The following is a 17,015-nucleotide window of genomic DNA, read 5'->3' as shown; positions in this document are numbered from 1 at the left end:
CGACGGGGTGGTCTCGGCGGGTACTGCGGGGGTTGTCACTGCTGACCTTCCTGCTGGGACGAGCTGGCCTCCAGCACCGCGCGCAGCACCGTGACGGCGGTCGCGAGGTCCTCGGGGGTCAGGGTGGGGTGCTCCCGGATGACCCGGGAGACGGTGGTGGCGCTGCGCTCGCGGACGACCGCGAGCGCGCGGCGTCCGGCGTCGGTGAGGGTGACCCTCGTGGCGCGGGCGTCGGACGGGTCGGGCTCCTTGGTGACCCAGCCGCGCTCGACGAGCGTCGCGACGGCCCCGGACATCGTCGGCTGGGAGGTGCGGTCGAGCTCGGCGAGTCGTCCGATGCCGGTGGGGCCGTGCTCGTCGACGAGCGACAGGACGCGGATGCCGGCGGGGGGAGTGCGGTGGATGTGCTGGCGCGAGGCGCGGACGAGACGGGCGGCATAGGTGACGAGGTCGCTCGCGGTCTGGTCGATGGAGTCGTCGGGCACGTCCCGCCACGTTACATAGGACTCCTATCTATCGCAAGTGGTCGTCCAGCGGAGGATCGGTGGGACTCAGCCGGTGGGGTCGTCGCTCCCGAGCGGGAAGCCGAGTCCAGCTCGGCGGCGAGGTCTCGCTCTCCCATCGCCCGGCCGCGATCGGTCACGTGCCGCGATGGCGCCGGCACTCGCATGACCGAGGACGCCCAGAGTGTGCAGCACGAGGAGGCCGTGCGGGGCCGGATGCGACATGTGGCCAGCATCTGCTTTGCTCAAGCAGACCCGCCTCGACCCCATCGTCTGGAGCACCCATGCCGCACGCCGCCGACAGCCACGACCTCATCCGGGTGCAGGGAGCGAGGGAAAACAACCTCAAGGACGTGAGCGTCGACCTGCCCAAGCGGCGGCTGACGGTCTTCACCGGGGTCTCGGGCTCGGGCAAGAGCTCGCTCGTCTTCGGGACGATCGCCTCCGAGTCGCGCCGGCTCATCGACGAGACCTACAGCGCCTTCCTCCAGGGCTTCATGCCCTCGCTGGCGCGGCCCGACGTCGACCACCTCGAGGGGCTGACGACGGCGATCATCGTCGACCAGGAGCGCATGGGGGCCAACCCGCGCTCGACGGTGGGCACGGCGACCGACGCCAACGCCATGCTCCGCATCCTTTACTCGCGGCTCGGCCAGCCGCACGTCGGCCCGCCGACTGCCTTCTCCTTCAACGTCCCCACGCGCAAGGCGAGCGGGTCGATGACGACCGACAAGGGGACCCACACCGAGCGCAAGACGGTCAAGCAGGCGGTCTACCTCGGCGGCATGTGCCCGCGCTGCGAGGGCATGGGGCAGGTGAGCGACATCGACCTCACGGCCCTCTACGACGACACCAAGACGCTCGAGGACGGGGCCCTGACCGTCCCCGGCTACTCGATGGACGGCTGGTACGGCCGCCTCTTCGCCGGCATGGGTCTGCCGATGGACACACCGATCAAGGACTTCACGAAGAAGCAGCTCGAGACGATGCTGTGGAGCGAACCGACGAAGATCAAGGTCGAGGGCGTCAACCTCACCTTCGAGGGGATCATCCCCAAGATCCAGAAGTCGATGCTCTCCAAGGACCCGGAGGCGATGCAGCCGCACGTGCGCCGTTTCGTCGAGCGGGCCGTGACCTTCCAGACCTGCCCGGAGTGCGAGGGCACTCGCCTGACGCCGGAGGCGCGCGCGTCGAAGATCGAGGGCAAGAGCATCGCCGACCTGTGCTCGATGCAGATCAACGACCTGGCGGCCTGGGTGCGCGAGCTCGACGAGCCTGGCTTCGGGCCGCTGCTCGCCGGCTTGCAGCACCTGCTCGACTCCTTCACCGAGATCGGCCTGGGCTACCTCTCCTTGGACCGTCCCGCCGGCACGCTGTCGGGCGGCGAGGCCCAGCGGGCCAAGATGATCCGCCACCTCGGCTCCTCGCTCACCGACGTCACCTATGTCTTCGACGAGCCGACGATCGGTCTGCACCCGCACGACATCGACCGGATGAACGACCTGCTCCTGCGGCTGCGAGACAAGGGCAACACCGTGCTCGTCGTCGAGCACAAGCCCGAGACGATCGCCATCGCCGACCACGCCGTCGACCTCGGCCCCATGGCGGGGTCGAAGGGGGGCGAGATCGTCTTCGAGGGCACCGTCGACGAGCTGCGGGCCAGCGACACCCTCACCGGGCGCCACCTCGACCACCGCGTCGCGCTCAAGGACGAGGTCCGCTCCGCCACGGGGGCGCTGGAGATCCGCGGGGCCAGCACCCACAACCTCCAGGACGTCGACGTCGACATCCCGACCGGGGTGCTCGTCGCGGTGACGGGCGTCGCCGGGTCGGGCAAGAGCTCGCTCATCCACTCGGGGCTCGACCACCGTGACGAGGTCGTCGTCGTCGACCAGTCGGCGGTCAAGGGCTCGCGCCGCAGCAACCCCGCGACGTACACGGGGCTGCTCGAGCCGGTGCGCAAGGCCTTCGCCAAGGCCAACGGGGTCAAGCCGGCGCTCTTCAGCTCCAACTCCGAGGGCGCCTGCCCGACGTGCAACGGCGCGGGCGTGATCTTCACCGAGCTCGGGGTCATGGCCACGGTCGAGTCACCGTGCGAGGACTGCGAGGGGCGCCGCTTCCAGGAGGCGGTGCTCGAGTACGAGCTCGCCGGCAAGAACATCGCGGACGTGCTCGAGATGTCGATGACCGAGGCGCAGGCCTTCTTCGCCAAGGATGGCCCGGCCTCCTTGCCGGCCGCGCACAGGATCCTCACTCGTCTCGTCGACGTGGGTCTGGGCTACCTCACCCTCGGCCAGCCGCTCACGGCCCTCTCCGGTGGCGAGCGCCAGCGGCTCAAGCTCGCCGTGCACATGGGCGACAAGGGCGAGGTCTACGTCCTCGACGAGCCGACGACCGGCCTGCACCTGGCCGACGTCGACAACCTGCTCGCGCTGCTCGACCGCCTCGTCGACTCGGGCAAGTCGGTCATCGTCATCGAGCACCACCAGGCCGTCATGGCCCACGCCGACTGGATCATCGACCTGGGGCCCGGCGCCGGTCACGACGGGGGCCGGGTGGTCTTCGAGGGGACGCCTGCCGACCTCGTGGCGAAGGGGGAGACCCTCACCGCCACGCACCTGGCGGCCTACGTGGGCCACGAGGGTTAGGTCGCGTGGCGGCCCCGTGGCACGACGACGGCAGCACCAACGCCCAGATCATCCGGGGGGTCACGTCTCCCGCGCACCCTGCTCGTGCTCACCGTGGGTGCCGCGATGGGCATCGCGGGCGCGCTCATGCAGGGGATCACCCGCAACCCGCTCGCCGACCCCGGGCTCCTCGGGGTCAACGCCGGGGCCTACGTCGCCATGGTCGTCGGCTTCTCGCTCGTCGCCGCCACGTCGACGCCAGCAGCATCCCCTTCGCCATGGCCGGAGCCCTGGTGGCCACGACCCTCGTCGACGTCGTCGGCGACCCGAAGGTCAGCTCGCTGTCCGTCGTCAAGGACGAGCGTGCGCTCGTGCTCGACGGGGAGGAGGTCAACGTGGCGCTCGCGCCTGGGTCAGCGCCAGCCGATCCGCCGGCGGCCCTGCTGCGCCTTGCGCATCCGGCGCTGGGTTCGCTCGCCCTGCCGCACGACGAAGGGCGTCAGGGCCAGCCCGAGAGCCGGGAAGAGGTCGCCGAACCGCACGACCGCCCCGCGCCACCCGGGCAGGGTGGTGACCAGCCGCGGCTCCTCGAGGACCTTGCCCACCGCGGACACGACCTCGTGGGGCTGCAGCAGCTTGCCGGAGAAGGAGAGCGCGGCGCCGGGGTCGTCGAGCTTGTCGTGGAGCATCGGCGTCCAGATGCCGTCGGGGCAGATGCACGAGATGTGCACGTCCTTGACCTTGGCTGCCCGCAGGTCGGCCATGGTGCTCAGGCTGAACCCCATGACGGCGTGCTTCGAGGCGGCGTAGACCCCCTCGCCGGGCACGGCGGTGAGGCCGGCGAGCGAGGCGATGTTGATGACCTGGCCACCGCCGTCGGCACGCATCGACTCGACGGCGGCCAGCGTGCCGTTCATCGTCCCGATCGCATTCACCTCGATCATCAGGCGGCGCTGCTGCTCGTCGTGCTCCCACGCGGGGCCGGTGAAGAGCACGCCGGCGTTGTTGACCCAGACGTCCAGTCGACGGCGACGGCGATGATCCGATCGCGCGCGGCACGCACGGCCGCGTCGTCACGGACGTCGAGCGCGAGAGCCGTCGCTCGCTCGCCGAGCTCGCGCGCCACCTGCTGCGCCGCCGCCTCGTCGAGGTCGGTGACGAGCACCCGGTAGCCCCGCTCCACGAGAAGGCCGGCGATCTGCCGCCCCAGGCCGCGGCCGGCGCCGGTGACGACGGCGCCGGCAGGCCATCGGTGCGTCTCGGCGCTCATCGCCGCGCCGCTCGGATCGTGCCGTGCTCGATGGGGCGGGCGACTGTCGTCGTGCCCGTCCGGGGATGGGTCGTCACAAGGTCTCCTGGGTCGGTGTGGTCGGAGCACACCCACGCGTCGTGCGCGCCTCGATCCACGATGGCACGTCCGCGCGTCTCCGGGGGACCGGATCCCACCGGGCCCGGCGCTCCCGGGGCGGGTCGGGTCGGGTCAGCGTCAGAGGATGACGCCGTCGGGGTCGTACGCCGCGCTCACCTGCGTGTGGCGGGTGGCGTTGTCGGCGAGGTAGTCACGGCGGGTCCGTCCGGACTCGAGATAGCCGATGTAGCCACCGACGCTGCGCCCACCGAGCCGCTCGTGCGCCAGCCCGATCCAGTCGTGCGCGGCGGCATAGCTGCTCGAGGTCGCGGACGAGGGGAGGCCGACGTACCACTGCACGCTCGCGGTGTGCGAGCGCCAGGGGAAGGGGGTGGCCCCCGTCGACGGGGAGCTCACCGCTCCGTCGAGCGGGTCGAGGATCGCGGCGGCGGCCAGCCCCCGCGAGCCGGCCGATCGCATGGCGGAGACGATGGCGTCGGCTGTCCCGGTCGTCATCCGGGCGATGATGTCGGACCCGGCCGCACACCGGGTCCGTGGCGTCGTCGAGCCACCGCCGAGGTACTTCACTGCCTCGAGGTGGGAGCGCGAGGTCGTGCTCGTCCGGGTCGGGGTGATGCCGATGCCCTGGCGCAGGGACGCGGCCCGGGCGTCCTGCCTGCCTGGTGGACAGACGCCGAAGATGCGCACCGACAGCGACGACCCGGAGACGTCGACGTGCGCATTGGCCCAGGTGTCCCTGGGCTGGGTGGCCAGCCATTCGGGCCAGCGGCGCAGCACGGTGGCGGCGGAGGACGCCGGGAAGGACAGCGAGAAGAAGCCCATCGAGGCGGCGGGGACCGTCCGATAGGTGAGCATGGTGACGAGCCCGACGCCGGAACCACCGCCCCGGAGCGCCCAGTACAGGTCCGACTCGAGCGAGGCGTCGACCTCGTGGATGCGGCCGCGGCCGTCGACGACCGTGGCGCCGACGAGGCGGTCGGCGGTCAGGCCGTAGCGGCGGCTGTCGACCCCGAGCCCCCCGGCCAGGGTGAGCCCTGCGGTCCCGACGGTGGGACAGGTGCCGGTGGGGATCGAGCGGCCTCGCTGGGCCAGTGCGGCGTGGACGGAGTACAGGCCGGCACCGGCGCCCACGATCGTCTGGGTGTCACCGGATCGGAGGACGACATTGCGCAGGCTCCGCGTGTCGACGACGAGCGACCCGGAGGTCGCCGACGCACCGACGTAGGAGTGCCCGCCGGAGCGACCGGTGACGCGGAGCCCGTGGTCACGGGCGAAGGTCACGCACGTGGCCACGTCACGAGTCGACAGGACGCGAGCCACGGCAGCCGGTCGGCGGAAGTCCCAGCGGGGGTCGAAGAGGGGGACCCGGCTGCTGTAGCTCGACGACCCCGGTCTGGCGATGCTGCCGCGCAGCGCCGAGTCGAGCTCGGCCCAGTCGCGTGGGCTCGGGCCGCTCGTCGTGGCGGCTCCGGCGCGGGCGGGTGCGGCGATGAGGGGGAGTGCTGCCCCCGCGCCGAGGACGGTGCGGCGTGTGATCTCCATGTCCCGGCAGACGTGTGCCCGACAGGGGTGGTTGGGCCGTATACCGAACCGTGATGTCACCACCCTCTCGGCGCGACCACGCACTGTCCACAGGTCCATCGCCGGCCCGCCGGTCGAGGGCTCGGGCGGAGAGGGTAGGAGCCACACCGACGACAGGGAGCAGACGTGATGGGCACGACGGCGGAGCGCACGACGGAGGTCAACCGGGTCGAGATCACCGGTCGGGTGAGCGGGCCACCGGCGAGCCGGACGCTGCCGAGCGGCGACGAGCTCGTGACGCTGCGGGTGGTCGTCGCGAGAGATGACGGGCAGCCGGTGGACACGATCGACTGCGCCTGCTGGTCGGCGTCGGCCAGGCGTGCGGCGGCACGCCTGGAGGACGGCACCCGCGTGCGGGTCGAAGGGAGTCTGCGGCGCCGCTTCTTCCGCACCCCGGCCGGAGCGGCCAGCCGCTACGAGGTCGAGGTCCGACGTCTCGTCAGGGACCGACGGTGAGTCAGGCCGGATGGCCCGTCGACCACCGCGACTCGCACGTCGAGCACATCGCAGCGGGTGAGCCAGCCCTTGACGAGCGGAAGCCTGACCGCCGCCGACGGTCGCCGGCGTCCACGGCGTCGATCAGCCGGCCGGTGAGCCCGGGCGCGACGTTGGCCACGACTCGCGCGCCCCGAGGTCCCCGACGGCGTCCTCATCCGCGACCTCGACGCCGCGCCCCGACGGGAGGTCCGTGCCGCGTGGCGAGCCAGTGCCCACGGCAGCCCCGCCGTACGCGCGGTCCTCTCGCTCTGGGCCGATCCGGATGATGGAGTGGGGCCATGATGACTGCACCCGGCCTGCGGGGCCTGAGCGCCTTCCCCCTCACACCCATCGCCCAGGACGCCGTCGACGAGGCGGCCTTCGTCGGCATCGTCGAGCGAGTCGCGACGGCGGGAGTCGACAGCATCACCGCCCTGGGCTCGACGGGCAGCTACGCCTACCTCGACCGCGCGGAGCGGCGGCGGGTCGTCGAACTCGCGGCTTCCGCCGCCGGCGGGGTCCCGGTCATCGCCGGCATCGGCCACGTCCGGACGCGCGAGGTGCTGCGGCACCTCGACGATGCCCAGACGGCCGGCGCCACAGGGGTGCTGCTCGCGCCGATGACCTACCAGGCCCTGACGGACGACGAGGTCTACGAGCTCTTCGCCGACGTCGATGCGGCGAGCTCCGTGCCCGTCGTCGTCTACGACAACCCCAGCACGACCCACGTGAACTTCGGCGACGAGCTGCACGGTCGGATCAGCGAGTTGACGCACGTCGCCGCGATCAAGATCCCGCCCGTGACCGGGGGAGTCGAGGCGACCAGGGCGCGGGTGGACTCCCTTCGCTCCCACCTCGCGCCCGAGGTGGCGATCGGCACCAGTGGCGACCAGGCGGCGGCCGATGCCCTCGTCGCCGGGTGCGATGCCTGGTACAGCGTCCTCGCGGGGACGCTGCCGGGGCCCTGCCGCGCGATCGTCGACGCCGTGACCGCCGACGACGCCGCACAGGCACAGCACCTGTCCCGCCAGCTCGACCCGCTGTGGCGCCTCTTCAGCGCCCACGGGAGCTACCGAGTGGTCTCGGCCCTCGCCGAGCAGCTGAGCCTCGTCCGCGGCCCCAACCTGCCGCGACCGGTGCTGCCGCTGGACGAAGGGGGTCGCGCCGACGTGCGGGCGGCGCTGACCTCCCTGCGTGAGCAGGGCCTGGTCGAGCCGTGATCCTGCCCCCGGTCCGCGACCCCCGCATGATCACCGTGCGGCGTGGCGGGACGCTCACCGACGAGCACCACCAGATGCTGGCCCTGTGGGCTGCGGACTGCGCCGAGCACGTGCTCCCGCACTTCGAGACAGCGGCCCCTGCGGACCGACGACCCCGCGAGGCGATCGCCGCAGCACGAGCCTGGGCGGCAGGGGAGATGCCGATGATGGCCGCGCGGGCGCTCGGAGGTCACGCCATGGGCGCTGCGCGACCGCTGACCGGAGCCGCGCGCTTCGCCGCCTACGCGGCCGGCCAGGCGGCCTGCGTGGGCCACGTCGCCGAGCACGACCTCGGGGCGGCCGCCTACGCGATCAAGGCCGCGCAGGCGGGGGCGCGCCGGCGCGGGGGAGCGGCCGGCAGGCGTACGGAGGCCGCCTGGCAGCGGGACCGGATCCCCGACGAGGTCCGAGCGCTCGTCCTGGAGGACATGGCCCGACGCAACGACCTCTGCTGGTCGGTCTTCGACGTGTCGGCCTGAGACACGACCACCGCTGAGCAGCGTTGCTCACGTGACGTGGACCCGGCACCGCGGTACCTTGATCGAGGAAGGGATGTGATCCAGATGACACCCGAGATCCACGACTTCGGCTCCGACGTCGAGACCCGACTGAGTGAGGTGGCGCGCAGTCACGGACGCACGATGGAGGCCGAGGCTGCTGTCGTCCTCACCGCCGTCATGCGGGGCCGTGCCCACGACCCCGACGCCGTCATGAAGCTCTACACCTCCGCCCGGCGCGTGGTCTCCAAGGAGGCCCTGGCCCCGCCGACGCAGGTCGACTTCACGCCCGACGGGTACTGATCGCCCGCGCGGCCTCCTTCGACGTCCTCGGCGCCGAATCGGTCGCCGCCGACGTCACGGGCTGGGGCTTCGGCTGGCTCGAGGGGCGGGCAACCGAGCAACGCCTCCATGGAGTTATGTCAGATTGCTCTGGTCCGAGCGCGCCGGCGCCGACTCTGCGCTGGACATCGACACCGGCGGGGGGAGAGGTGGTCGACGTCGTCGAGGACCGCGCACGGCCCGTCTGCGCGTGGAGTTCTCCGACACCAGCGCCATCGCGTGGATCCTGCGCACCTGCATGTGGTGGTCCCGGACCTCACGGTCGAGCGCCACGAGGCCACGCTGCGCCGGCTCGAAGAGCACGACGCCGAGGAGCCGGTAGAAGTAGACGACGCGGCAGCCGATGACTGCCGCGGCCCCGACGCTCATACCGGGCAGTCGCCGGTGGCGAGCGCGTCAGTGACAGGAGAGCTCTAGAGGCCCCCGGTGGACACGGGCGTGACGTCGACGACCTGGCCCATGTAGCTCCTGCGTGCTGATCGATGGGGTGAGCCGGAAACTACGGCTGGCCCCGTCGTCGGCAACGCCGATAATCCACATTATGTCATTTCGCAGTGCGAGGAGCGGCCGCCTCGCGCCGTGTGTCGTCGCCACCCACTTCCCCGCGAAGGAAGGTGATGTCCCCTGGCAGTGGCGCACCGTCACCGTGCTCCCGAAGGGCGCGCGCGGCATCGACTTCACCTGGTCGCGGACGCAGACCCACTCCCCGGTCTCCCTCCACGCGCTGCCCGGGACAGGCGAGGTCTTCGCGACAGCAGACGCCACAGCACCGGCGACCTGTCTCCCCTGGTCACCCGCTCTGGGCGCCCAGCTCGTGCCGGATCCGTCGGAGGTCCTCCATGAGCGAACCGATGAGGATCCACCTCATGCCCTGCGGCGCACTGGTGTCGAGCGGCTCGGTGAGCGCCGGAGCCGTGTCGTCGAGCCCACCGGCCGCGGTGGGTACCGCCAGGTGGAGCTTCATCCGGGTGTCGTGGGCCGCTCGCAGCAACTCCTCGGCGATGCCGGGGACGAGCGGTTCCTCGCGCACCCCTTCGTCGTAGTGGTCGACGTAGGCCCGCGTCATCCCCCGCACCTGGGTCCCGATCCGCGACAGCAGGTCGAGCGTCTCTCGCATCGCCTCGAGCTCACCGCGGTAGCGCGCCGCGCGCGGGTTGAGCGTGAGCGAGTCGGCGGCCGCCTCGATGGTCTCCAGGGCCTCGTCGCGAAGGGGGCTCAGCCTCCGCGCATCGACGATGAGCAGGATGCGCCCCGGCCGGGTCTTCTTCGACACGAGCGCATCGGCGAGGCGCTCCATCGCCTCGGCCGTCTCCACCCCGAGGAGGTCCAGGGCCGTCCGCGCCGGGGCCAACGCGACCGGCGGGACGAGGAGCAGGTGGATGACGATGCCGATGACCGCACCGATCATCGTCTCGACGATGCGGATGAAGGCGTAGTCGGGGGTCGATGCCCCGAGGGTGAGCACGAGCAAGGCGCTGATCGCGATCTGGATGCCCGAGCCCGTGGTCAGTCGCAGCGCCCACGACAGGCCGAAGGCGGCGGTCACCGCGAGCAGCACCACCCACGCCGACGTCCCCAGCACGACACCCATCCCGGTGGCCAAGAGGACCCCGGCCACGACGCCGACGCTGCGCTCCACCCCCTTCGCCAAGGACTGGTTGAGGCTGGGCTGGACGACGAGCATTGCCGCGATGGCTCCGAAGACCGGGGGCGGCCCGTCCGGGATGAGCAGGTCGCAGACGACCCACGCCACGATCGTGGCGAGCACGGTCTTGACGACCTGCAGCAGGGGGTCCCGTGCGGAGGCGCGCACGGCGGCGGTCAGACGCATGACCTCACGTTAGGCGGTCAGCGCCAGCCGTCTGCGGGCAGGCTGTCCACCGAGAACTCGTTGCCCTCCGGGTGGGCGGGCACGACGTGCCCCTCCTCGGGGCGCTGCCGACACCGTTGTGCGCCGCGCCGAGCTTCCAGGGCCAGCGCAACACTCGAGTCCTGCTCTGTCGCAGTGGCGCTGGTCAGGTCGAAGTGAGCACGGCCGAGCACTCGACGCACGTCGTCACGCCGGCGGAAGCAGATCGCGACGTCGCTCGGGCCCGCTGGGAAGAGAGCGGTGCCGGACTCCCCCACTCCCCTGCCGACAACTTCGACACCGCTGCTGCGTCCGGGTGAGACCCTGAGGTCATGAGCGAGCTGCGCGTGCCTCCAGGGCCCGGGGTCCCCGACGGGCTCGTCGTGCCCGCCGGCGAGCTCACCGAGCAGTTCAGCCGGGCCGGTGGACCCGGCGGTCAGGGGGTCAACACGACCGACTCCCGCGTCCAGCTCTCCCTCGACCTCGCCACGACGACATCGCTCACCGAGCGTCAGCGGGAGCGCGCTCTGGCCCGCCTGTCACCCCGGCTCGTGGGCACGACCCTCACGGTCGACGCCTCGGAGCACCGTGCGCAGCGACGCAACCGCAGCGCCGCACGTGAGCGGATGGCCGCGCTGCTGCGCGAGGCCCTGGCACCGCCTCCCCCTTCGCGTCGGGCCACGAAACCCACCCGCGGATCGCAGCGCCGCCGGCTCGCCGCCAAGTCGCGACGGGGCGAGATCAAGCGGGCTCGCTCGCGCCCGTCCGGCGACGACTGACGACACGCTGCGTCGACCCTCCGTTTGACACGACGCCTCGTTCGGTGTGATCTGGCTCACGGGACACACGCGCCGCACCCGCGGCGCGCCCGGGCGGGAAGGACCCCGATGTCCGTCGACACAGCCAACCCCGAAGGGTCGTCCGAGCTCAACGCCGACTCCGAGCTGAAGCAAGGTGTCAGCGGCCGCCTCCTCTACTTCTACGTGCTCGGTGACGTCCTCGGGTCCGGCATCTACGTCCTCATCGGACTCGTCGCCGGCGCGGTCGGCGGCGCCTTCTGGGCAGCCTTCGCCGTCGGTGTCACGGTCGCGACGATCACCGGGCTCGCCTATGCGGAGCTGGTGACGAAGTACCCGCAGGCGGCGGGTGCAGCGCTCTACGTCAACAAGGCCTTCAAGAACAAGACGCTGACCTTCTTCATCACCTTCTGCATGTTGTCCGCGAGCTATGCGGCGGCGGGCTCCCTCGCGACCGGATTCGCCCAGTACTTCGGCGAGGTGTGGGAGGCGGCGCCCGCGCTGGTCGTCGCCCTGGGCTTCATCGTCGCCCTGGCGATCATCAACTTCATCGGGATCACCGAGTCGGTCGTCGCCAACATGATCATGACCTTCGTCGAGGTCACCGGCCTGGTCATCGTGCTCGTCATCGGCGTCGTCGCGACGGCCCAGGGCAAGGTGGACTTCGGACGGATCACCGAGTTCTCGACCGACAGCAACCCTGCGCTCGGCCTGCTCGCCGGCGTCGCCCTCGCCTTCTTCGCGATGACCGGCTTCGAAAACGCGGCCAACCTCGCCGAGGAGACGCGCAACCCTCGCCGCGACTTCCCCCGAGCGCTCATCGGTGGCATGGCCACGGCCGGCGTCCTCTACGTCCTCATCGCCGTGACGGCCGCGATCACCGTCCCCATCCAGCAGCTCGCCGAGTCCGATGCCGCCCTGCTCGAGGTGGTCAAGACGGGGATCCTGCCGCTCTCCGTCGCCGTGCTGACGATCATCTTCGCGATCATCGCGATGGTGGCCATCACCAACACCTGCCTCGTCTGCCTCGTGACCGAGTCGCGCATCCTCTACGGCATGGCCCGCGAGGACGTGGTCCCGGCCCCCTTCGCCAAGGTGAGCAGCCGGCAGGTGCCCTGGCTGGCGATCCTCTTCTCCGTCATCGTCATCGCTGCGCTGCTCGTCTCGGGGGCTGACCTGGCCCAGCTGGCGAATGTCACCGTCGTCTTCACCCTGCTGATCTACGCCCTCGTCATCGTCTCGGCCGTCAAGCTGGATCGCCACGACCGCACCGACGAGACCTTCAGGGCGCCACGGGTCCTGCTCGGGATCGGTGTCGTCGCCAACTTCCTCATCCTCGGCTACGTCATCTACGACGACCCGGGATCGCTCCTGTACTGCGCGGCACTGCTTGGTGTCGGCGTCGTCCTCTTCATCGCTGAGCGAGTGCTCGGCGGCGGCACCCCCACGACCGATCTGGAGAGCTGACATGCACGTGCTCATCGCGACCGACGGTTCCCGCCAGTCCCTGCGGGCCGCCCGGCACTTCAAGTCCTTCGCCGACCCGAGCAAGGTCGAGCAGATCCTCGTCCTCGCCGTCACCCGGCCCCTGGCGAGCGTCTCCTTCGTCGACGAGATCTCCCCCGACGCCAAGGCGCCACGGGCCCTGACGGGCAGCTCCTTCAAGGCCGAGGCCGAGGCCGCCGTGGCCGTCATCGCCGCGGAGTTCGACGACTGGTCGGAGACCACGCAGGTGCGGACCCGGGTCCGTAGCGGGACACCGTCCACGGAGATCAACCGGGCGGCCAAGGTGTCCGGGATGGAGCTCATCGTCCTGGCGAGCGGCAGCCGCGGTCTGAGCGACACCATCCTCATCGGCAGCACCGCGCAGCGGGTCCAGGCGACCGCTCCGTGCCCGGTCCTCGTCGTGCGACCGGTCCCGCGCCCGCGGCGCAGCAGGAAGCGGTCCTGATCTGCGGACCGCGGTGGCCGTCGGGACCGGCAGGTCGCCTCGCACCCCCGCGGTCCTCCCCCTTCGGCCGAGGGGCCACGCGATAGGTTGCGGTCATGGACGACCCCCGCACCACGACCCGCATCGCCGTCCTCATCGACTGCGACAACGTCTCGGCCAAGCACATCGGCGCGGTGCTCGAGGAGCTCGCCACCTACGGCACGCCCACCGTCAAGCGCGCCTACGGCGACTGGACGACGACCCAGCTCGGCGGGTGGAAGCCCGAGCTGCACCGCAATGCGATCCAGCCGGTCCAGCAGTTCGCCTACACGACGGGCAAGAACTCGACCGACTCCGCGCTGATCATCGATGCCATGGACCTGCTGTGGCAGGGCAACGTCGAGGCCTTCGCCCTCGTCTCGTCCGACTCCGACTTCACCCGTCTGGCCACCCGGCTGCGGGAGTCGGGCAAGCGGGTCTACGGCCTCGGTCTGCGCAAGACCCCCGAGTCGCTGCGCCGGGCCGTCGACCAGTTCGTCTTCCTCGAGCTGCTCCAGGAGCAGGCCCGAGAGGACGAGGCCGACCCCGACGACAGCAGCCGGCCCGAGCCGAAGGGCGACTCCCCCGAGTCGAGCGTCAACCTCCAGTCGGCGCTCACCAAGGCGGTCAACGCCACCTCCGGTGACGACGGGTGGAGCACCCTGGGCACCGTCGGGCAGCACCTGAGCCGCGCCCACGCCGACTTCGACCCGCGCGCGTTCGGCCACCAGAAGCTGTCGACCCTCGTCGACGAGCAGCCGTACCTCGAGACCCGCGCGGAAGGTTCGCTGCGGCAGGTTCGCCTGCGGTCGCGCCGCAACTCCGGCCGCTCGAAGGGGGACTGACCCGCCGCGTCGGGCTGCGTCGCCGGTCACGGTGGCGTATACCCGCGCCCACTTCCGGCCTAGGATGTCGCCGGTCTGCTTGTCGTCAGGAGAGTCATTCGATGCGTCGTGCCACCCGTCGCCCCACCGCGACCGTCCGGGCCGTGCTCGCGCTGGGCTGCGCCACAGGTCTGGCCCTGGCGCCCTCGGCATCCGCCGAGCCCACCGACCCGGTGACCCCGTCGACGACGCCGGCCCCCTCCTCCTCCCCCTCCAGCACCGGCGGCACGAGCCCGAGCGTCGCGTGGACCGAGGACACGACCTCCCCGCAGGGTGACAACAACGACACCCCGCTCGGTGGCGAGGACCTCGACAGCCAGATCGCCGAGGCCGACGCCCTGGCGGCCGACCTGCTCAAGGACAACAAGGACATCGCCGCTGCGGTGAAGTCGCTCAGGTCCTACTCCAAGAAGGCCAACTCGCTGCTGCAGAAGAAGGCGAAGGCGCAGGAGGAGTACGACGACGCCAAGAGCGAGGCCGACCAGGCGCAGAAGGACCTCGACGCCTACAGGTCACGGCTGTCGAAGGGGCGCAAGGACCTGCGCAGTTGGGCCTTCGACACCTACACGCAGGGTGGTGGCTACACCGACACGATGACGATGTTTGGCACCATCACCGGCGGCTCGCAGACCTCGGGCAACTCGGCGGGTGACCTCTCCTACCTCACCGACGAGCGCATCCGCACCGTCGACCTCGTCCGTGAGGACACCGTCACGCAGACGTCCCTGACGAAGAAGAAGGACAAGGCCCTCGCTCGGGCCTCCGCGGCGAAGAAGCGCGCCGACCGGGCCAAGGCCCGCGCCGACAAGGTCCTCACGGAGCGCAAGACCGAGCTGGCCGCGCTGCGCCGCAAGCACGCCGACGAGCTGAAGAAGGCCGGCCCGATCGTCAACGCGCTCATCGGCCAGCCGGACTCCCGGGCCCAGGGCGCCAGCGACCGGCTGACGGGCGCGCTCGAGGACCTCGGGCAGGACATCAGCGAGTTCGAGGACGCCAAGCCCTGCTCGACCAACACCGAGACCTACCCCAACGGCCAAATCCCGCCGAGTGCCCTCTGCCCGCTGCTCGGCGCTCCGGGTGAGTCGCTGCGGCCCAAGGCGGCGGCGGCCTTCAACGCGATGAGCAAGGCCTACCAGCGCGACACGGGCAACCTGCTGTGCGTCACCGACAGCTACCGCTCGTACGCGGAGCAGGTCGTCACCAAGCAGAACCGCGGTGGCTGGGCCGCGGCCCCCGGCACGAGCAACCACGGTCTGGGCAAAGCGCTCGACCTGTGCGGCGGCATCAACAACTTCGGTCACCCGGCACACGCCTGGATGCAGCAGAACGCGCCGCTCTACGGCTGGTTCCACCCCTCGTGGGCCGCGGCCGGTGGCAGCCTCCCCGAGCCGTGGCACTGGGAGTTCGCCGGCTGATCAGCCGGCCTGTGACCCCACCTGTGCCTGCGGGGTCTTCACCGGGACGAGCACAGCCAGTCCCGCCGCGAGGACGAGGGCGATACCGAGGATGCCCCAGTACTGCGTGTTGTCCTGGCCCGTCACGAGCGACCCGATCCAGATGAAGAGGCCGAAGGCCGCCGGGGACAGGAAGGACACCACCCGCCCGGTCGTCGCGTAGAGACCGAAGATCTCACCGCCCTGCCCCTCGGGGATCACCCTGGCCAGGAAGCTGCGGGAGGCGGCCTGGGCCGGCCCGACGAAGGCCGTCATCGTCAGCCCGAGGGTCCAGAAGACCATCTTGCCCCCGTCGTGGAGGACGAAGATCGCCATCCCGATGGCGACGAGCGAGACGAGCGAGATGAGGATGACCCGCTTGGGTCCCAGGACGTCGTCGAGCAGACCGAAGAGCATCGTCGCGATGCCCGCCACGATGTTGGCGACCGCACCGAAGATGATGACCTCGCCGGCCGTCAGCTCGAAGGTCCCGGCGGCGAGCACCGCGCCGAAGGCGAAGACGCCGGCCAGGCCGTCGCGGAAGAGCGCGGAGGCACCGAGGAAGTAGACCGTGTGCCGGGACTGCCCCCACAGCCGGCGAAGGGAGGCCCACACGAGCTTGTAGGACGCAACCACGCCGACCCGCGGACCCGGCTCCTTGGGCGCGTCACGCAGCACCGCGAAGGTCGGCAGGGTGAAGAGCAGGATCCACAAACCGCAGACGAGCATCGAGACGCGGATGTCGATCGCGCCCTCGTCGCTCACGCCGAAGAGGCCCACCTCGGGCTGGATGAAGAGGAAGTACAGGAGCAGGAGCACGAGGATGCCGCCGAGGTAGCCCATCCCCCAGCCGAAGCCGGACACCCGGCCGACGTTGCGGGGCGAGGCCACCTGCTCGATCGAGGCGTTGTAGTTGACGCTGGCGATCTCGGAGACGATCGAGCCGGCGCCGAGGAGCACCAGACCGAGCACGAGGTAGCCGGGCTCGGGCATGACGAAGAAGAGCGAGGCCGACAGCGCCGCCAGCAGCCAGGTCTGCAGCCGCAGGTTGCGCACTCCCTTGCCCGAGCGGTCGGAGTTCTGCCCCAGCACGGGCGCGAGCAGGGCGACGAGCAGTCCGCTGACAACCGTCGAGACGGCCAGGGCCGTCGACGTGGTGTTGGTCGACCCGAAGCTCTCGCTCGTCAGGTAGACGGCAAAGACGAAGGTCGTGATGACCGTGTTGAAGGGCTGCGAGCCCCAGTCCCACATGGCCCAGCCGAGGATCCGTCGCCACCCGCCCTGGGGCTCGGCGCGCAGCGCGGTGGTCGGCCCCGGAGGCGTGGTCACATCAGTCACGAGGTGAGGCTATCTCGTCGATGTGCGCTCGGACGGTAGGACGCGCTATCCTGTGGGGTCGCCCCAGATCCTGCCCCGCACGACCCTGAC

General features: G+C 71.0%; 18 protein-coding genes and 1 pseudogene. 11 read left to right on the top strand and 8 right to left on the bottom strand.

Features of this window, described 5'->3' with window-relative positions:
• Positions 1 to 35: 35 nt before the first annotated feature.
• Positions 36 to 485, bottom strand: a complete 450-nt coding sequence (locus AB4Y78_RS05345; protein ID WP_007928975.1) for a MarR family winged helix-turn-helix transcriptional regulator — start codon at positions 483 to 485, stop codon at positions 36 to 38.
• 302 nt (positions 486 to 787) lie between these two features.
• Here AB4Y78_RS05345 and AB4Y78_RS05340 point away from each other — a divergent pair, with 302 nt between their 5' ends.
• Both AB4Y78_RS05340 and AB4Y78_RS05335 read left to right on the top strand, forming a co-directional pair.
• A complete protein-coding gene (locus AB4Y78_RS05340) occupies positions 788 to 3,151 on the top strand; it encodes an ATP-binding cassette domain-containing protein (RefSeq protein ID WP_441713188.1) in 2,364 nt (787 codons plus the stop codon).
• Between the two features lie 72 nt (positions 3,152 to 3,223).
• Positions 3,224 to 3,373 (top strand): annotated as a pseudogene (locus AB4Y78_RS05335) (iron chelate uptake ABC transporter family permease subunit); the annotation flags it as partial.
• A 170-nt stretch (positions 3,374 to 3,543) separates the two neighbouring features.
• Here the strand turns inward: AB4Y78_RS05335 and AB4Y78_RS05330 are convergent.
• The 3 genes from AB4Y78_RS05330 to AB4Y78_RS05320 form a co-directional block, all read right to left on the bottom strand.
• Complete coding sequence (locus AB4Y78_RS05330; RefSeq protein WP_441713187.1) at positions 3,544 to 4,125, bottom strand: SDR family NAD(P)-dependent oxidoreductase; 582 nt, start codon at positions 4,123 to 4,125, stop codon at positions 3,544 to 3,546.
• Entirely contained in the window at positions 4,074 to 4,400 is a 327-nt protein-coding gene (locus tag AB4Y78_RS05325) for an SDR family NAD(P)-dependent oxidoreductase (RefSeq protein WP_441713186.1), read from the bottom strand. Before AB4Y78_RS05325 ends, AB4Y78_RS05330 begins: the two co-directional genes overlap by 52 nt.
• Positions 4,401 to 4,616: 216 nt before the next feature.
• Positions 4,617 to 6,041: an FAD-binding oxidoreductase gene (locus tag AB4Y78_RS05320; RefSeq protein WP_441713185.1), complete on the bottom strand. Its 1,425-nt coding sequence runs from the start codon at positions 6,039 to 6,041 to the stop codon at positions 4,617 to 4,619.
• A gap of 168 nt (positions 6,042 to 6,209) precedes the next feature.
• Between AB4Y78_RS05320 and AB4Y78_RS05315 the strand changes: the two genes are divergently transcribed.
• From AB4Y78_RS05315 to AB4Y78_RS05300, 4 genes are all read left to right on the top strand, one after another.
• Entirely contained in the window at positions 6,210 to 6,536 is a 327-nt protein-coding gene (locus AB4Y78_RS05315; RefSeq protein WP_128277170.1) for a single-stranded DNA-binding protein, read from the top strand.
• A 320-nt stretch (positions 6,537 to 6,856) separates the two neighbouring features.
• Complete coding sequence (locus AB4Y78_RS05310) at positions 6,857 to 7,777, top strand: dihydrodipicolinate synthase family protein (RefSeq protein WP_441713184.1); 921 nt, start codon at positions 6,857 to 6,859, stop codon at positions 7,775 to 7,777.
• Positions 7,774 to 8,295, top strand: coding sequence for a putative immunity protein (locus AB4Y78_RS05305; protein WP_441713183.1), 522 nt, complete (start codon positions 7,774 to 7,776; stop codon positions 8,293 to 8,295). The genes AB4Y78_RS05310 and AB4Y78_RS05305 overlap by 4 nt, the downstream gene beginning before the upstream one ends.
• A 75-nt stretch (positions 8,296 to 8,370) precedes the next feature.
• A complete protein-coding gene (locus tag AB4Y78_RS05300) occupies positions 8,371 to 8,616 on the top strand; it encodes a hypothetical protein (RefSeq protein WP_259921232.1) in 246 nt (81 codons plus the stop codon).
• A gap of 114 nt (positions 8,617 to 8,730) precedes the next feature.
• Here AB4Y78_RS05300 and AB4Y78_RS05295 read toward each other — a convergent pair whose 3' ends face one another.
• The 3 genes from AB4Y78_RS05295 to AB4Y78_RS05285 form a co-directional block, all read right to left on the bottom strand.
• Complete coding sequence (locus AB4Y78_RS05295; protein WP_259921230.1) at positions 8,731 to 9,024, bottom strand: hypothetical protein; 294 nt, start codon at positions 9,022 to 9,024, stop codon at positions 8,731 to 8,733.
• A gap of 421 nt (positions 9,025 to 9,445) precedes the next feature.
• The gene (locus tag AB4Y78_RS05290) at positions 9,446 to 10,486 is read right to left on the bottom strand and encodes an FUSC family protein (RefSeq protein ID WP_306511938.1); all 1,041 of its coding nucleotides are present in this window, start codon (positions 10,484 to 10,486) and stop codon (positions 9,446 to 9,448) included.
• A 17-nt stretch (positions 10,487 to 10,503) separates the two neighbouring features.
• Positions 10,504 to 10,914, bottom strand: a complete 411-nt coding sequence (locus AB4Y78_RS05285; RefSeq protein WP_441713263.1) for a VOC family protein — start codon at positions 10,912 to 10,914, stop codon at positions 10,504 to 10,506.
• Here AB4Y78_RS05285 and arfB point away from each other — a divergent pair.
• The 5 genes from arfB to AB4Y78_RS05260 all read left to right on the top strand — a co-directional run bounded on the left by arfB (position 10,837) and on the right by AB4Y78_RS05260 (position 15,569).
• Positions 10,837 to 11,283 (top strand): alternative ribosome rescue aminoacyl-tRNA hydrolase ArfB, encoded by a 447-nt coding sequence (arfB, locus tag AB4Y78_RS05280; RefSeq protein WP_259910542.1) that lies wholly within the window; start codon positions 10,837 to 10,839, stop codon positions 11,281 to 11,283. The genes AB4Y78_RS05285 and arfB overlap by 78 nt on opposite strands.
• 108 nt (positions 11,284 to 11,391) lie before the next feature.
• Positions 11,392 to 12,768: an APC family permease gene (locus AB4Y78_RS05275; protein ID WP_007924281.1), complete on the top strand. Its 1,377-nt coding sequence runs from the start codon at positions 11,392 to 11,394 to the stop codon at positions 12,766 to 12,768.
• Between the two features lies 1 nt (position 12,769).
• Positions 12,770 to 13,252 (top strand): universal stress protein, encoded by a 483-nt coding sequence (locus tag AB4Y78_RS05270; RefSeq protein ID WP_128277098.1) that lies wholly within the window; start codon positions 12,770 to 12,772, stop codon positions 13,250 to 13,252.
• Between the two features lie 95 nt (positions 13,253 to 13,347).
• Complete coding sequence (locus tag AB4Y78_RS05265) at positions 13,348 to 14,115, top strand: NYN domain-containing protein (protein ID WP_441713182.1); 768 nt, start codon at positions 13,348 to 13,350, stop codon at positions 14,113 to 14,115.
• Positions 14,116 to 14,216: 101 nt separating this feature from the next.
• The gene (locus AB4Y78_RS05260) at positions 14,217 to 15,569 is read left to right on the top strand and encodes a D-alanyl-D-alanine carboxypeptidase family protein (protein ID WP_441713181.1); all 1,353 of its coding nucleotides are present in this window, start codon (positions 14,217 to 14,219) and stop codon (positions 15,567 to 15,569) included.
• On the opposite strand, the gene AB4Y78_RS05255 is transcribed toward AB4Y78_RS05260, so the two are convergent.
• Positions 15,570 to 16,925, bottom strand: a complete 1,356-nt coding sequence (locus AB4Y78_RS05255; protein WP_441713180.1) for an MFS transporter — start codon at positions 16,923 to 16,925, stop codon at positions 15,570 to 15,572.
• Between the last annotated feature and the right edge of the window lie 90 nt (positions 16,926 to 17,015).

Source organism: Janibacter sp. RAF52, from assembly GCF_052114035.1.
GTDB lineage: Bacteria > Actinomycetota > Actinomycetes > Actinomycetales > Dermatophilaceae > Janibacter > Janibacter hoylei.
This window is presented reverse-complemented; position numbering and strand designations above follow the sequence as displayed.

Coding starts and splice junctions, on each gene's coding strand:
- AB4Y78_RS05325 (WP_441713186.1), bottom strand. CDS start 4,400: ATGAGCGCCGAGACGCACCGATGGCCTGCCGGCGCCGTCGTCACCGGC.
- AB4Y78_RS05295 (WP_259921230.1), bottom strand. CDS start 9,024: ATGAGCGTCGGGGCCGCGGCAGTCATCGGCTGCCGCGTCGTCTACTTC.
- AB4Y78_RS05340 (WP_441713188.1), top strand. CDS start 788: ATGCCGCACGCCGCCGACAGCCACGACCTCATCCGGGTGCAGGGAGCG.
- AB4Y78_RS05310 (WP_441713184.1), top strand. CDS start 6,857: ATGATGACTGCACCCGGCCTGCGGGGCCTGAGCGCCTTCCCCCTCACA.
- AB4Y78_RS05260 (WP_441713181.1), top strand. CDS start 14,217: ATGCGTCGTGCCACCCGTCGCCCCACCGCGACCGTCCGGGCCGTGCTC.
- arfB (WP_259910542.1), top strand. CDS start 10,837: ATGAGCGAGCTGCGCGTGCCTCCAGGGCCCGGGGTCCCCGACGGGCTC.
- AB4Y78_RS05275 (WP_007924281.1), top strand. CDS start 11,392: ATGTCCGTCGACACAGCCAACCCCGAAGGGTCGTCCGAGCTCAACGCC.
- AB4Y78_RS05270 (WP_128277098.1), top strand. CDS start 12,770: ATGCACGTGCTCATCGCGACCGACGGTTCCCGCCAGTCCCTGCGGGCC.
- AB4Y78_RS05315 (WP_128277170.1), top strand. CDS start 6,210: ATGGGCACGACGGCGGAGCGCACGACGGAGGTCAACCGGGTCGAGATC.
- AB4Y78_RS05290 (WP_306511938.1), bottom strand. CDS start 10,486: ATGCGTCTGACCGCCGCCGTGCGCGCCTCCGCACGGGACCCCCTGCTG.
- AB4Y78_RS05320 (WP_441713185.1), bottom strand. CDS start 6,041: ATGGAGATCACACGCCGCACCGTCCTCGGCGCGGGGGCAGCACTCCCC.
- AB4Y78_RS05265 (WP_441713182.1), top strand. CDS start 13,348: ATGGACGACCCCCGCACCACGACCCGCATCGCCGTCCTCATCGACTGC.